At 48.8% G+C, this 14,508-nt stretch carries 12 protein-coding genes and 1 tRNA gene; all 13 read right to left on the bottom strand.

Translation table 11 applies throughout. The features are described from left to right. The 13 genes from hemB to M1Q06_RS07105 all read right to left on the bottom strand — a co-directional run bounded on the left by hemB (position 1) and on the right by M1Q06_RS07105 (position 14,435). On the bottom strand, positions 1–981 hold the full coding sequence (gene hemB / locus M1Q06_RS07165; protein ID WP_434402477.1) for a porphobilinogen synthase: 981 nt from the start codon (positions 979–981) through the stop codon (positions 1–3). Continuing rightward, entirely contained in the window at positions 978–1,682 is a 705-nt protein-coding gene (locus M1Q06_RS07160; RefSeq protein WP_434402475.1) for a uroporphyrinogen-III synthase, read from the bottom strand. The genes hemB and M1Q06_RS07160 overlap by 4 nt, the downstream gene beginning before the upstream one ends. Next, positions 1,657–2,586 (bottom strand): hydroxymethylbilane synthase, encoded by a 930-nt coding sequence (hemC, locus tag M1Q06_RS07155; protein WP_121300171.1) that lies wholly within the window; start codon positions 2,584–2,586, stop codon positions 1,657–1,659. Before hemC ends, M1Q06_RS07160 begins: the two co-directional genes overlap by 26 nt. A gap of 18 nt (positions 2,587–2,604) precedes the next feature. Then, complete coding sequence (gene ccsA, locus M1Q06_RS07150; RefSeq protein WP_101190150.1) at positions 2,605–3,435, bottom strand: cytochrome c biogenesis protein CcsA; 831 nt, start codon at positions 3,433–3,435, stop codon at positions 2,605–2,607. 161 nt (positions 3,436–3,596) lie between these two features. Continuing rightward, positions 3,597–4,979 (bottom strand): glutamyl-tRNA reductase, encoded by a 1,383-nt coding sequence (gene hemA, locus M1Q06_RS07145; RefSeq protein WP_274623813.1) that lies wholly within the window; start codon positions 4,977–4,979, stop codon positions 3,597–3,599. Positions 4,980–6,101: 1,122 nt separating this feature from the next. Then, on the bottom strand, positions 6,102–6,683 hold the full coding sequence (yihA, locus tag M1Q06_RS07140) for a ribosome biogenesis GTP-binding protein YihA/YsxC (protein WP_058381026.1): 582 nt from the start codon (positions 6,681–6,683) through the stop codon (positions 6,102–6,104). Beyond that, positions 6,680–9,007, bottom strand: a complete 2,328-nt coding sequence (gene lon / locus M1Q06_RS07135; protein WP_434402471.1) for an endopeptidase La — start codon at positions 9,005–9,007, stop codon at positions 6,680–6,682. The genes yihA and lon overlap by 4 nt, the downstream gene beginning before the upstream one ends. Before the next feature lie 162 nt (positions 9,008–9,169). Then, positions 9,170–10,441 carry an ATP-dependent protease ATP-binding subunit ClpX gene (gene clpX / locus M1Q06_RS07130; RefSeq protein WP_058381028.1) on the bottom strand — a complete coding sequence of 424 codons (1,272 nt, stop codon included), beginning with the start codon at positions 10,439–10,441 and terminating at the stop codon, positions 9,170–9,172. A gap of 172 nt (positions 10,442–10,613) precedes the next feature. Continuing rightward, positions 10,614–11,915 (bottom strand): trigger factor, encoded by a 1,302-nt coding sequence (tig, locus tag M1Q06_RS07125; protein WP_274623811.1) that lies wholly within the window; start codon positions 11,913–11,915, stop codon positions 10,614–10,616. A gap of 103 nt (positions 11,916–12,018) precedes the next feature. Next, the gene (locus tag M1Q06_RS07120; RefSeq protein ID WP_121300180.1) at positions 12,019–12,999 is read right to left on the bottom strand and encodes a tetratricopeptide repeat protein; all 981 of its coding nucleotides are present in this window, start codon (positions 12,997–12,999) and stop codon (positions 12,019–12,021) included. A gap of 64 nt (positions 13,000–13,063) precedes the next feature. Then, a complete protein-coding gene (locus M1Q06_RS07115; RefSeq protein ID WP_121300182.1) occupies positions 13,064–13,498 on the bottom strand; it encodes an OsmC family protein in 435 nt (144 codons plus the stop codon). A 102-nt stretch (positions 13,499–13,600) separates the two neighbouring features. Next, positions 13,601–14,197, bottom strand: coding sequence for a YdcF family protein (locus M1Q06_RS07110; RefSeq protein WP_434402468.1), 597 nt, complete (start codon positions 14,195–14,197; stop codon positions 13,601–13,603). Between the two features lie 164 nt (positions 14,198–14,361). Continuing rightward, positions 14,362–14,435, bottom strand: a tRNA-Arg gene (locus tag M1Q06_RS07105). Positions 14,436–14,508: the final 73 nt, after the last annotated feature.

Below are 14,508 nucleotides of genomic sequence, written 5' to 3'. Positions count from 1 at the left end.
TTATTTCCCCTCCAGCCAGCGTACCGCGTCTTTTGCGTGGTACGACATCAGAATATCTGCGCCCGCACGTTTCATGCTGAGCAAAGTTTCAAGGACGATTTTCTCTTCATCGACCCACCCGTTTAGTGCGGCTGCTTTAACCATTGCGTATTCGCCGGACACATTGTAAGCGACGATGGGGATGTCAAAGTTATCACGTACTTCGCGGATGATATCAAGATAAGACAATGCCGGTTTGACGATCATGAAATCTGCGCCTTCATTGACGTCAGATGACGCTTCACGAAGTGCTTCCATGCGGTTTGCAGGGTCCATTTGGTAGGTTTTGCGGTCGCCAAATTGAGGCGTAGAATGCGCCGCTTCGCGGAACGGGCCGTAGTAAGCGGAAGCATATTTCACGCCGTATGACATGATCGGAATATGGCTGAATCCGGCTTCATCAAGACCGTAGCGGATTGCCGCAACAAACCCGTCCATCATGTTCGATGGCGCGATGATGTCTGCCCCTGCTTTCGCTTGGGATACCGCAGTGCGTGCCAACAAGTCGAGCGACTCGTCATTCAAGATGACGCCGTCTTCGATAACGCCGCAATGGCCATGGTCAGTATATTGACATAGGCACGTATCGGCGATAACAACGAGTTCCGGATGGCGCTGTTTGGCAAAACGAATCGCTTCTTGTGTAATCGCGTGGTCATGATAAGCTTGCGAACCGACCGGGTCTTTGTCTTTCGGAACACCGAAAAGAATGACGGACGGAATGCCGAGCTCGACCACTTCATCCAATTCTTCGCCAAGGCGGTCGATTGAAAAATGATAAACGCCTGGCATTGAGGAGATTTCTTTTTTATAGTCTTCTCCTTCCACAACAAAAATCGGATAAATGAAATCCTCTTTTTGAACAGAAGTTTCACGGACCATTGCACGAAGATTCGCAGAACCGCGCAAACGGCGGTGGCGATCGAATTTCAAATCTTTCATAAGTTGCAACTTCCTTTCGCTATTGTCTGGATGATTTCAAGATACGTATAAGTTTCAGGGCGGAAATGAACTTCTCCCCCTGCTTCTTTAATCGCTCGTTCGGTGATGTGCCCAATCGCGGCAGTCTTGATGTCCTTGAAATTTCCGCCCGCATCCGTGTAAGCGGAAACTGCTGAAGGGCTGGCGAAAATAATCGTGACATCTGACATCCCGGCGAGCGCTTGTGCATTGCTGCTCTTTTTGACGGTATCGTAGACGGTCCATTCATCGATCGCAAGCGGCATCGACAAAATCGTGTCTTTGGCGAGTGCCCCCCGGACAAACAAACAGCGTTCCTTGCCGGCGATGTCCGGAAATTCCCGAACAAAGACATCGGCACTGAACGTTGATGGGATGAAGTCGACCGTATAGCCGTGTTCTTCTAGCATTTCAGCGGTCTTGTCGCCGACAGCCGCTATTTTCGCGTTCGTTTCGGGATGCAGTTTGCAAAAAGCTTCTGCGCTATTGCGGCTCGTGAAAATAAGCCAGCCGTAGCGCCCGAAATCAGGCGCATCCGTTTTTCGAAGCACCGTTTCGATCAACGGAAAATATTCCACTTGCGCCCCGTTCTGCAGCGCCAGCTCTGCCGCTTCTTTCGGCAGCCGGCTGCCGGTAAAAATGATGACCGGTTTTTTCTTACACATTGCTTTCGGCGATGACACGCTGGATCAAATCATATCCGCCTTGTGCACTGATTTTTTCAGCTACGATACGGCCCGCTTCAATCGGGTCTTTGCCGGCCGCTGATTCTTTATACACTTGGTCGCCTTCTGGAGCTGAGATTAATCCTGTGAACGAAATTTCATCACCTGAAACCGTTGCGTATCCCGCAATCGGCACTTGGCAGCTGCCGTTCATGTCTTTCAGAAATTTACGTTCCGCCGTGACGGCAAGTTCTGTTTTTTTATCGTTCACTTTTGCGAGTTCCGCAAGAAGCTCTTCATCGTCTTCACGGCATTCGATAGCCAGTGCGCCTTGGCCGATCGCCGGCAGGCAGTCTTCTGTATCCATGAATTCAGTGACGATGTCATCGCCCCAGCCCATGCGTTTCAATCCGGCTGCTGCCAAGATGATGGCATCGAAATCCCCTGCATGGAGCTTCGCGAGGCGTGTATCGATATTTCCGCGAATCCACTGGACATCGAGGTCCGGGCGTAGTAAAAGAAGCTGCGAGCTCCGGCGTAAGCTGCTTGTGCCTACTACAGCGCCGACTGGCAGATCCATTAATTTCACATGATCATTCGCGATGAATGCATCGCGCGGGTCTTCACGGTCCGGGATACAGCCAATGACAAAACCTTCGGGAAGAACAGCCGGCATGTCTTTCATGCTGTGGACGGCAAAATCGATTTCCTTGGCATAAAGCGCCTGCTCGATTTCTTTCACGAACAGCCCTTTGCCTCCCACTTTCGACAATTGGACATCCAGGATGCGGTCGCCTTTAGTGACGATCTCTTTGATCTCGAATTCAAACGGCGCACCTGCCGCTTTCATTTTCTCGATGAATTGGTTGGTTTGCGTCAACGCAAGCTTGCTTCTTCTTGACCCTACAATGATTTTTCTCAACTGAATCCTACCTTTCTATTAATACCAAAAATGAAATTCCGATAACCGGCTGCCGAAAAAGAAATTAAGCAGCAATAACAAAAATGCATACAAATGGGCCCAGGCATAATTCATGCCATTCAAGTTCCCCCGCCGGTGACGCCATAGAATGAAGCTATAGACAATCAACAGGATGAACGAACCCACAATTTTTACATCTAAAATGGAAAATTCCTCCAACGATACCACTGCCCATTGGAAGCCGAGAACGAGCGAGACAAACAGCATCGGGATCCCGACCAGGATGGAAATGGTCATGCCCTGTTCGGTCTGCCCGAGTGACGGCAAGCTGCTCCATTGCTTTGTCCATTTTTTCTGCTTCAACAGCCTGTATAACAGCAAGTGAAGCGCGGAGAAGACGAACGACAGAGAAAACGCCGCATAGGACAGGATAGCGAACGTGATGTGGATGAACAACAACTCCGACACCAAGGCTTCCCCGACCGGCGACCGTTCAATCTGGACCGGCGCAAAAGTATGGATAACCATAAAGATGAATCCGATGATATTGATCAAAAATACCGCAAAGTCGAAGCGGTAGAAAATCCGCAAGACGAGCGATAGCGTAACCAATAGCCACGCATAGAAATAAATGCCTTCAAACAAAGTCAGTACCGGGAAGCGCTGCGTCTCTATGATATAGAGCACCAGGAACACGGTCTGCAATAACCACACGGCCCCAAGAAGTGACATGGCGATCCGGATGGCTTTTTTCGTAGTATATAAATAATCGACAAAATAAAAGACAAGGCTGATAGCATATAGTATAACCATAGCTTCATGCAGCCTTGCCATTGTTATATCAGCCATCCTATTCCCCTTCGTTTCCATAATTAAAGGCGTTTCGCCTCTACATTTTAACATATAGATTCGAAAACGCCTCATTATAAGATAGCTCTATCCCGCTTTCGCGGCCCAGTTGGGTCATTTACGGCGATGGAGATGAAAATCCACGCCAAGTGGAAATGCTTTTATACAGTATAGCCTGGATTTTCTTGTCCTTGCAGTGCTTCTTGCTGTTTTTCAAGACGTGCACGCTCCGCTTTTTGGCGCGTCGCAAGCGCTTGTTTTTCACGCTGCTCTTCAACTTCATCTTCAATGCCGAAAATCTGCATGAACAACTCTAGCTGTTCGCGTGATTTCTTGGCCGTACCCATTTCCTTGGCCTGCAAAATCGGCTCTTTCAATAATTGGTTGATGATCGATTTTGTGTGCTTGTTGAGGATCTTCTTCTCACGATCCGTCAAATCCGGCATTTTGTTCTCGATGCTTTCCATCGTTTCCGCCTGGATGCCGAGCGCTTTTTCACGCAGTGCGGAAATGACTGGAACGACGCCGAGTGTGCCAAGCCAGTCGTTGAACTGCTCTGCTTCTTGTTCAATCATGCCGGCGATTTGTTTCGCCGCACGTTCACGTTCAGCGAGATTCGCTTCGACGATGCCTTGCATATCATCAATATCATATAGGAAGACGTTCTGAAGATCGCCGATGCGCGGATCCATATCGCGCGGTACCGCGATATCGACCATGAACAACGGCTTGCCTTTTCTCAGCTTCTCGACAAACTGCATCAATTCGAGGTCGATGACAAAATCAGTCGAGCCAGTAGAAGAAATCAGGATGTCCGCTTCCAGTAAGGCACATTGCAATTGATTCAAAGGTTTCGCCGTGCCGCCGAATTTACCGGCGAGCACTTCCGCTTTCTCGAATGTGCGGTTGATGACCGTGATGCGGTCCGCCCCGCTTCCTTGCAGGTTCTTGATGGCGAGCTCGCCCATCTTCCCTGCTCCGAGAATGACGACATGCTTGTTCTTCAATGAACCAAAGATTTTCTTGCCAAGCTCGACCGCTGCGTAGGAAACCGATACGGCATTCTCGCCGATCGCCGTTTCGCTATGCGCACGTTTCGCCAGCGTCACCGCTTGCTTGAACAATTGATTGAACACAGTTCCCGTTGTGCCGATTTCCTGGCCTGCGAGGAAACTCGATTTCACTTGGCCGAGAATCTGCGTCTCGCCAAGGACCATCGAATCGATTCCGGCAGTGACACGGAACAAATGATCAATCGCTTCGTCCTGTTCATGAAGGAATAAATACTGGGAGAACTGCTCCATCGGAATGTCGAAATAGGAAGCCAAAAATTGCTTCACGTAAAAACGGCCGGTATGCAGTTGGTCCACGACGGCATAGATCTCCGTCCGGTTGCATGTCGATACGATGACGTTCTCCAATATGCTTTTTTGTTGTTGCAGGGCTTGCATCGCTTGCGGAAGCTCGCTTTCGATGAACGACAGCTTCTCACGGATCGATACAGGCGCTGAACGGTAGTTGACCCCGACTACGAGTGTATGCATGGGCTTAAAACACCTTTCGCGTTCAATATTTCATTTCCCTAAGTATACCACTTTTCCATCAGATTATGCCTGCGATTTTGTGAACAAGGCATGAACCTGCTTGAACTTTGCTTTATCGTACAAGGGTTTCCGCTGTGGAAACTCCACTTTATAATCATTCTAAACTTAACCTAATTACAATTCTAGCAAAGCGATTATGGTGTCACAAGTATAACGCTTGTAGTCGGAATTAACTGTGAACTTATGCACAATGAATGGTGATTTTCATGGTGTTGAATCGGGAAAAAGATATGTATATTACCGAATTTGAATAGAAAATGTATGCGGTCGAGATTTCGCTTCAAGGGGACGCTTTCTGAGGGGGCCGGCTTCAGCCGCTTCCCTCGCTAGCGCTCAGTCCAGGGTCTTCAGCTCGTCCTGATCCCTCCAGAGTCGCCCCTTTGCGCTTCATCTCTAGTTTTAGATAGGAAATATAATTCGTCATACACTGAAGCAAGCTTGAAAAACTTTAATCTTCTTCGTAAATTCAAATTGAACTGATTACAGAACTTCTCTACAATTATCAAGTCCAGCCAAGCGACGATACCAGCGGATGAAAACAATGAACAGTGACACGTCTTCGCACGCAATATCCAATGAAATCTAAAAGCCGAACCGCGCACACGGGCGAGCCGGAGCGATAAGACAAGTGTTCTTCTTGGCTTATTGCAGGAGGCCAGCCCCAAGCGGGAGGCGACTACTCAGAGATGCGCGCAATAATGAACGATTCATTTCACTATCAAGTCTGGCTAGGTGCCCCCACCAGTGGATGAAACCAACTGACAGTGACACTTCCTCACAAATAAAATCCAATGAAATCTAAGAGCCGAACCGCGCACACGGGCGAGCCGGAGCAATAAGACAAATGTTCTTCTTGGCTTATTGCGGGAGGCATGCCCCAAGCGGGAGGCGGCTAGCTTGCGACGAACCTTACAAAAAACAATCTAGCTCGCTCACTTGTCCAATTATCTTGTCTACAAGGTGTGTCAGCTATTCGCTGCAACTAAAAAACGGGACCCGGAAAATCAATGATTTTCCGGGTCCTGTTTTATTTCAAGCCAGCCAGGTGAACGGCCTGCTTGCTTACATGCGTTTTTCGATTTCCTGCCAGGCGGCTTCTTGACCGAGCCCGGTTTCGGAAGAAAAGACGATTAATGGATCGCCTTTCTCCATATCAAGTCCTTCACGGACGATTTTCTTGTGCTTGTCCCATTTGCCTTTTGGGATCTTATCGGCTTTTGTCGCGATGATGATGCACGGGATGTTGTAATGTTTCATGAAATCATACATCATCTGATCATCTTTGCTCGGCGGATGGCGCAGGTCGACGATTTGGACCACTGCACGCAATTGCTCGCGGCTTGTAATATACGTCTCGATCATCTTGCCCCACGCTTCACGTTCGCTTTTGGATACTTTTGCATACCCGTATCCCGGAACGTCGACAAAAAACAAGTCTTCTTCAATCTTGTAAAAGTTCAAAGTTTGCGTTTTGCCGGGCTTGGACGAAATACGCGCCATGCTTTTGCGGCCGATCAGTTTGTTGATAAAAGACGATTTCCCGACATTCGAGCGTCCGGCGAGTGCAAACTCGGGAAGCTCGGTTTCCGGGTATTGCGCTGGGCGAACCGCACTGATTACCAGTTCTACATTATGGACCTTCATTCTTTTGCTCCTTCCAGCGCAATTTCGAGCGCTTGTTCCGCTTGGCTGACGAGGTGGAATTCCAATTCTTCACGGATCGTTTCCGGAATATCGTCGAGGTCGCGTTCATTTTCCGCAGGGACGATAATCGTCTTCAATCCTGCACGGTGGGCGCTCAAAGTTTTTTCTTTCAGCCCACCAATCGGCAAGACGCGTCCGCGAAGCGTGATTTCTCCGGTCATGCCGACGTCGCGGCGCACGGGCCGCTTCGTGAGTGCAGAAACAAGCGCTGTCGCAATCGTCACACCAGCAGATGGGCCGTCTTTTGGAACGGCTCCTTCCGGCACGTGGATATGGATGTCGTGGGCTTCCTGGAAATTCGGGTCGATGCCAAGCGATTCCGCCTGTGCACGAACAAACGATAGCGCCGTCTGTGCAGACTCTTTCATGACATCGCCTAATTTACCGGTCAATTGCAGCTTGCCTTTACCTGCAGATAGCGACACTTCGATCTGCAAAGTGTCTCCCCCAACTGCAGTATAAGCGAGACCAGTCGCAACGCCCACTTGGTTTTCACTTTCAGCCACTCCGTAGCGGAATTTCTTCTTGCCAAGATAGTTCTCGACTTCTTCCGCGCCGACTGTCACCTGTTCTTTTTCTTTCGAAACGATTTGCTTCGTTACTTTCCGGCAGACGGAAGCGATTTGGCGTTCCAGACCGCGCACGCCGGCTTCCCGCGTATAATAGCGAATCATGGAAACGAATGCGTCTTCTTGGAAGTCCAACTGCTCCGGCGTCAAACCGTGCTCTTTCAATTGTTTTGGCGCCAAATGGTTTTTGGCGATCAATTTCTTCTCAAGTTCTGTATAGCCTGCAATCGAAATGACTTCCATGCGGTCGCGCAGCGGCCCTGGAATCGATCCGAGGTCATTGGCAGTCGCGATGAACAGCACATTCGATAGATCATAGCTTTCTTCGATGTAATGGTCGCTGAAGGAATTGTTTTGTTCAGGGTCCAATACTTCAAGCATCGCTGACGACGGGTCGCCGCGGAAGTCGTTGGACATTTTATCGATTTCATCAAGCAGGAATACCGGATTGACAGTGCCTGCTTTTTTCATTCCTTGAATGATGCGCCCAGGCATTGCGCCGACATACGTGCGGCGGTGGCCGCGGATCTCGGATTCGTCGCGCACGCCGCCGAGCGAGATGCGGACGAAATTGCGGTCAAGCGAATCAGCGATCGAACGGGCAAGAGATGTCTTCCCGACGCCCGGAGGCCCGACGAGGCAAAGAATCGGCCCGCGCAGAGACTTGGTCATCTGCTGGACAGCCAAATATTCAAGCACGCGTTCTTTTACCGTTTCAAGGCCATCGTGGTCGCGGTTCAATACTTCTTCCGCGTAATTGATATCGAGGCGGTCTTCAGTCGTTTCAGACCAAGGAATCGTTACAAGCCATTCGATGTAATTGCGGATGATGCCGCTTTCCGCCGCAGCTGAAGGCAATTTCTCGTAGCGGTCTAATTCTTTCAATGCCGTCTTTTCGGTCGATTCCGGCATGCCGGCTTCTTCGATGCGTTTTTTCAAGTCGGCCACTTCTGCGCCTTTGCCGTCCTTGTCACCAAGTTCGGTTTGGATCGCTTTCATCTGTTCGCGAAGATAAAACTCTTTTTGCGTTTGCTCCATCGCTTTTTTCACACGGTCGTTGATGCGTTTTTCGATATCTGCCACTTCCTGCTCGTTATGCAGGCGGCTGATCAATAGTTCAAGGCGTTTCGTGATATCGAAAGTTTCAAGCACTTCCTGTTTCCCCTGCAATTTCAGCGATAGATGAGAAGCAATCATGTCCGCCAAACGGCCAGGTTCTTCGATATCTGCCACTGTATTGAAAGTTTCGGTCGTCACTTTTTTTGAGCCTTTGCCGAAGATTTCAAATTGCTCCAGCAAAATGCGCATCAACGCATCTTGCTCTGCATCGCGTTCCGGTTCATCCGGGAATGACGTCACTTCCACTTGCGTGAATTTCTCGCCGTCCTCGTATTGGTTCCACTGGCCGCGTTCAAGGCCTTCCACCAACACGCGGATCGTGCCATTCGGCAATTTCAGCATTTGTTTTACGTAAGCCAAAGTACCGATTTTATGCAAATCGTCTTTATCTGGCTGTTCTACTGCCATATCTTTCTGGGTCGCCAAAAAGACGATCTGGTCATCCATCATCGCTTGCTCAAGCGCTGCTACTGAACGCTCCCGGCCGACATCAATATGCAAGACCATCGACGGGAAGACGAGCAGTCCGCGAAGCGGCAAGAGCGGGACTTGTTTTGTCACTTTTTTCTTCGCCATAACTAAGTGCACCTCCGTCATTTCTCTTTCTCTCTGTCAGTCTGCGCCAATTATCTCGAAGACTGTTGTTTTTTCGTGGAAAAAGGGCTGACCCCCATACGCGCGGATGTGCACGATTCAGAGTCAGCCCGTATCATCCTATTCTTGTGCATCAGCCGAACTTTAAGCGGATGTTTTTTCGTTATTGCCGTTATCAAACTCAGTGCCGTCTTCCAGCATCAATTTCGGCTGTGAATTCTCGGTCACTGTTTCTTTTGTAATGATGCATTCGACGATATCTTCGCGGGATGGCAAATCATACATCACATCAAGCATGATGTTTTCGATGATTGAGCGCAATCCGCGTGCGCCTGTTTTCCGCTCGATTGCGAGGCGTGAAATTTCGATCAGCGCGTCGTGTTCGAATGTCAATGTGACGCCATCAAGCTCCATCATCTTCTGGTATTGCTTGATAAGTGCGTTTTTCGGCTCTGTCAGAATCTGCACAAGTGCATTTTCGTCCAATTGCTCAAGGCTTGCGAGCACTGGCAGACGGCCGATAAATTCAGGGATCAAGCCGAATTTCAACAAGTCCTCTGGAATTAATTGGCTAAGAAGGGATTTTTCGTCCATTTCTTCTTTGTTCGGATCTGCACCGAAGCCGATGATTTTATTGCCGAGACGGCGTTTGATGATTTGGTCAACGCCGTCAAACGCGCCGCCTACGATGAACAAGACGTTCGTCGTATCGATTTGGATGAATTCCTGATGAGGATGCTTGCGCCCGCCTTGTGGGGGAACGCTCGCTGTCGTGCCTTCCAGGATTTTCAATAAAGCTTGTTGTACGCCTTCACCGGAGACGTCGCGTGTAATCGACGGGTTCTCGGATTTGCGTGCCACTTTATCGATTTCATCAATATAAATGATGCCTTTTTCTGCACGGTCCACATCGTAGTCTGCCGCTTGAATCAATTTGAGCAAGATGTTCTCGACATCTTCCCCGACATACCCAGCTTCAGTAAGCGATGTTGCATCCGCAATTGCAAACGGCACATTCAGGATGCGCGCGAGTGTTTGCGCAAGCAAAGTTTTCCCGCTCCCTGTTGGCCCGATCAAGACGATATTCGATTTCGAAAGTTCGACATCGTCGATCTTGCTTTGGGAATTGACGCGTTTGTAATGGTTGTAAACCGCTACTGCCAAGGATTTTTTCGCCTTGTCTTGGCCAATTACATAACCGCCAAGGATATCCATGATTTCTTTCGGTTTTGGTACTTCCTTGAACTCAGTTTCTTCTTCTGTTCCGAGTTCCTCTTCTACGATTTCCGTGCAAAGCTCGATGCACTCGTCGCAAATATATACACCTGGTCCTGCGACCAGTTTACGAACTTGCTCCTGCGGCTTACCGCAAAACGAACATTTCAAATGCTCTTTTTCATCATTGAATTTGAACAATTTAGTCACCCCTATTCAAGCCATTATGTTACAAGATTATTTTGATTGTATCAACTAATTAGAACTATGCCAAAGAAACAGCCTTTATATGTAGGAACTTGAATTTGTTTGCCATTATGTATAGAAAACAAGGTGCGGTTGCCGCACCTTGTCCTATTAAGAATCTTATGTGTTATTCTGCAGCTTTAGCGTCAGTAACTTTAGCGTTCTCCACTAGGAACTCAACCGTGTTCTGCATACGGATGTCGTTTTCTAGCATTTCAGTGCCGCCTAGAGCTGTTTTGATTTGTTCAGCGTCCATGTTGAATTGGCCAGCCATTTTCTCAAGCTCTTTATCGATGTCTTCAGAAGTGACTTCCATGTTTTCTGCTTTCGCGATTGCTTCAAGCGTCAATGATACGCGTACGCGTGTTTCAGCATCAGCCTTCATTTGCTCGCGAAGAGCGTCTTCGTCTTGGCCTGAGAACTGGAAGTACAATTCCTTGTTCATGCCTTGCTGGCTTAGGCGTTGTTCGAAGTCTTGCATCATGCGGTCGATTTCAGAATCGATCATCGCTTGCGGGATTTCAACTGTAGCGTTTTCTGCCGCTTTTTGTACAAGCTGATCGCGCATTTGTGTTTCAGAAGCGTTGTCTTTCTCCGCTTTCAAGTTTTCTTTCATTTTCGTGCGAAGTGCGTCAAGGCCTTCTACTTCTTCGTCAAGTTCTTTAGCGAACTCATCGTTCAGTTCAGGAAGTTCTTTCGCTTTCACTTCGTTTACCGTCACTTTGAACGTTGCCGATTTTCCAGCAAGCTCTTCAGCGTGGTATTCTTCAGGGAAAGTGACTTCAACGTCTTTTTGTTCGCCCGTTTTAGCGCCGATCAATTGCTCTTCGAAGCCTGGGATGAATGAGTTAGAACCGATTTCTAGGGAGTAGTCGTTGCCTGCTCCGCCTTCAAACGCTTCTCCGTCTACGAATCCTTCGAAGTCGATGACAGCTGTGTCGCCGTTTTCAACTTGTCCGTCTTCTTTGACAGTCAATTCAGCCATGCGTTCTTGGCTTTCTTTCAATTGCTCTTCGATTTCCTCATCCGTCACGTTCGTGTCTTCTTTGGAAACTTCAAGGCCTTTGTATTCGCCGAGTTCCACTTCAGGTTTCACTGTTACTTTAGCAGTGAATACCAACGGCTCGTTCTTTTCCAATTTTTCAATGTCGATTTCAGGGCGGTCAACCGGGTTGATGCCTGCTTCTTCGACTGCGTTCGCGTAAGCGTCAGGCAGGATGAAATCAAGTGCATCCTGGTAAAGAGATTCTACACCGAAACGTTTTTCGAACATTTGGCGTGGCATTTTCCCTTTGCGGAATCCTGGTACGTTAATTTCTTTAACGACTTTTTTGAACGCTTTATCAAGCGCGCCGTTTACTTCTTCAGCCGGCACTTCTACTGTAAGTACTCCGACGTTACCTTCTTGCTTTTCCCATTTTGCTGACATGTATAAGCCCTCCAAACAATTTTTTACAAAGTCATGTACGAAATTTGTACGATTTTTGACAACCTCCACATTATATCACACATACGAGCAGGTTCAACTATTTCTAACCATTGCGCAATTCTATGTATGCCTCTGCCTGCATGAGCAATTCCAGCAATTTCGGATCGGCTTTTGCTCCCGCTTCTCCGCTGAACAAACTATCGAGATACGCGTGGTAGGCTTCGGCAATTTCCGCTTCCTCAAACTCTTCCCAGAAAAACGGATATAGCAGATAAATGTGCCGATCGACCAGCTCCATCGCCATCTGCAGCTTTGCCGGCTCTTTCTCCAAAGACTCTTCCAAACGCTTGCGAATCCCGATTAGACGGGCATCTTTCAATGGGTCCGGTAGCTTATCGATCGCAAGCTCGTTCTTATAATGAAACTTTCCGACATTCACCGTCCCGCTTATCTGTTGTTCACGGAGCATGAGCAGCAGATAGGATTTCGCCACCCAATCCACTTCCGGATGCTTGATCAATTCGATCAGCTGGTTCCTCATGGCACCATACGCTTCTTTCGGCAATTCAGTCACCCGCTGCTCCTGTTCGGAAGCGCTAAGCGGCAAAAATTGCTCCAGGCTAAATTGGCCTGTTTCCCGTTTGGCAGAGGCTGCGCTTTCGGCGATGCGTTCATTAAGATCGCGCAATTGATGGAATTGCTCCAAACGCTCTTTCGGCAGGACGTTTTCCTCGATGAGCACTTCGATCATCTTCTCGGCTTCTTCGAATTCCTTTACTTGCATTAGAATGCTTATGTATAGTTCCATCGTCTCCAAATAATGGATCGGTCCGATGCGCAGCAATTCCTGCACGACTTCGAGCGCTTCCTCGAATTCCCCCAGCTCATATAAGCTGTAGGCATATCCGCCGAGCGCCGCCGCATGGTCTGGCTCGTAGACGAGCACTTGGTACAGTTTATCGCGGGCATCGGCGTATTGTTCATTCTTTAAACTGGTCATCCCCTCCGATAGCAGCCGAGTGACCGTCGTCGGAAAGACGATAACATTGCCCTTGCGCTTCAAATCCCCAAACTTCTTCCGCATCCTACCACCTCTTTGTCCATTCATCATACCATAGGGAAATACACTGTGAAAACGAAAGCCGGCGCTATTTTGCGCCAGCCTCTTTGCCGTTCAGAACCAGTTTATACGCGACGTCCGCTTTTAAGGAATGGGCGACCGGGCAGTATTTCTCCCCGCTCACTTCGATGGCATGCCAGACTTTATCCGCGTCGATGTCCCCTTCCACGATAAAGGTAACCGTAATCGCCAAAAATTCCTTCGGCGGGTTCCGGCGCTTGTCTCCTTCCGTGACGATTTCGATAGAGCGAACATCTTTCATCCTGGCACGCAGAATCATCACGACGTCCATGCCGACGCATCCGGCAAGCGAGCCGAGCAGCGCCTGCATCGGAAGCAGTCCTTGGTCGTTCCCGACTCCCTGATGAGCATCCATCCGCAGCGTGTGGCCGCCTTGTCCAGCAGCCTCAAATACAAAATCCCCTTGCCATTTCGTGCTGAGCTTCAGTTGATCGGTTTCCATCTACAACACACTCCTCACAGCTTTTTATCAGTGTATCACTCAGGGCTGCCTTGTTCATCTGTTAAATTAAAAAACTGTCCACGCATCAGCGGGACAGTTTCATTAAATGACAGCGTGCATCGCGACATAAGCCATATAGCAAACAACTTCACGTGCGAAGAACGGCGCGATGTTCGCAAAGCCCTTGAATTCGGTCGAAGGCGTCGGAGAGGAATGGGCATCGATTCCGGCGTGTTCCGCCATAAGCAGTGCACGTTTCATATGTAAGGGATCGCTGACGACGAGAAAGCTCGACAAGCCGTTTTCATCCGCCAGTTCACCGGCGAAACGGAAATTCTCTTCCGTGATGAGCGATTGGGTTTCGATCAGAATATCTTCTTCAGGGACATGGTTGCGGATCGCGAAGTCGCGGCTCACGACCGACTCGGCGAAGTCCGCCCCGTCCGTGATACCGCCCGTGAAGATGATTTTCTCGACATAGCCCGCTTCGTATAGATCGATGGCGTGGCGTATGCGCTGTTCGAGCACCGGTGAAGGCTCCTCGCCGATGACTTTCGTGCCGAGCACGATTGCCGCATCGGCTTGTATCACCTTGGATTCACTGGCAAATGTCCAAATGCTCGTCGCTGTCGCTGCAATTAAAATCGTTTGTACAAGGGAAAGTATGATCAAAATCCGTTTCCATTTGTTTCTGAACACGTCTCGTTTCCACCTTTTGGTCTGTTTATTCTCTATCTTTTTCCATTATACGACATACCTCACAAATAAACAGCGAAAAATCAAATGTCCATCATTTCTTCACATGCGTTTTTCATAAAATAAAAAACCTTGCTTTCCCGATGGGGGAAAACAAGGTTTAGAGACGTCCCAGGAGGGATTCGAACCCCCGACCGACGCCTTAGAAGGGCGTTGCTCTATCCAGCTGAGCTACTGAGACATGACTTTCCTCACGAAAGACAATTTTAATTATAGAAATCATCCGAGGAAAAGTCAATGCTATTTCAAAAAAA

The organism is Planococcus sp. 11815 (assembly GCF_051096385.1).
GTDB classification, from domain to species: domain Bacteria; phylum Bacillota; class Bacilli; order Bacillales_A; family Planococcaceae; genus Planococcus; species Planococcus citreus.
Note: the sequence above shows the minus strand (reverse complement) of the source record. Positions and strands in the feature narration are given on the sequence as shown.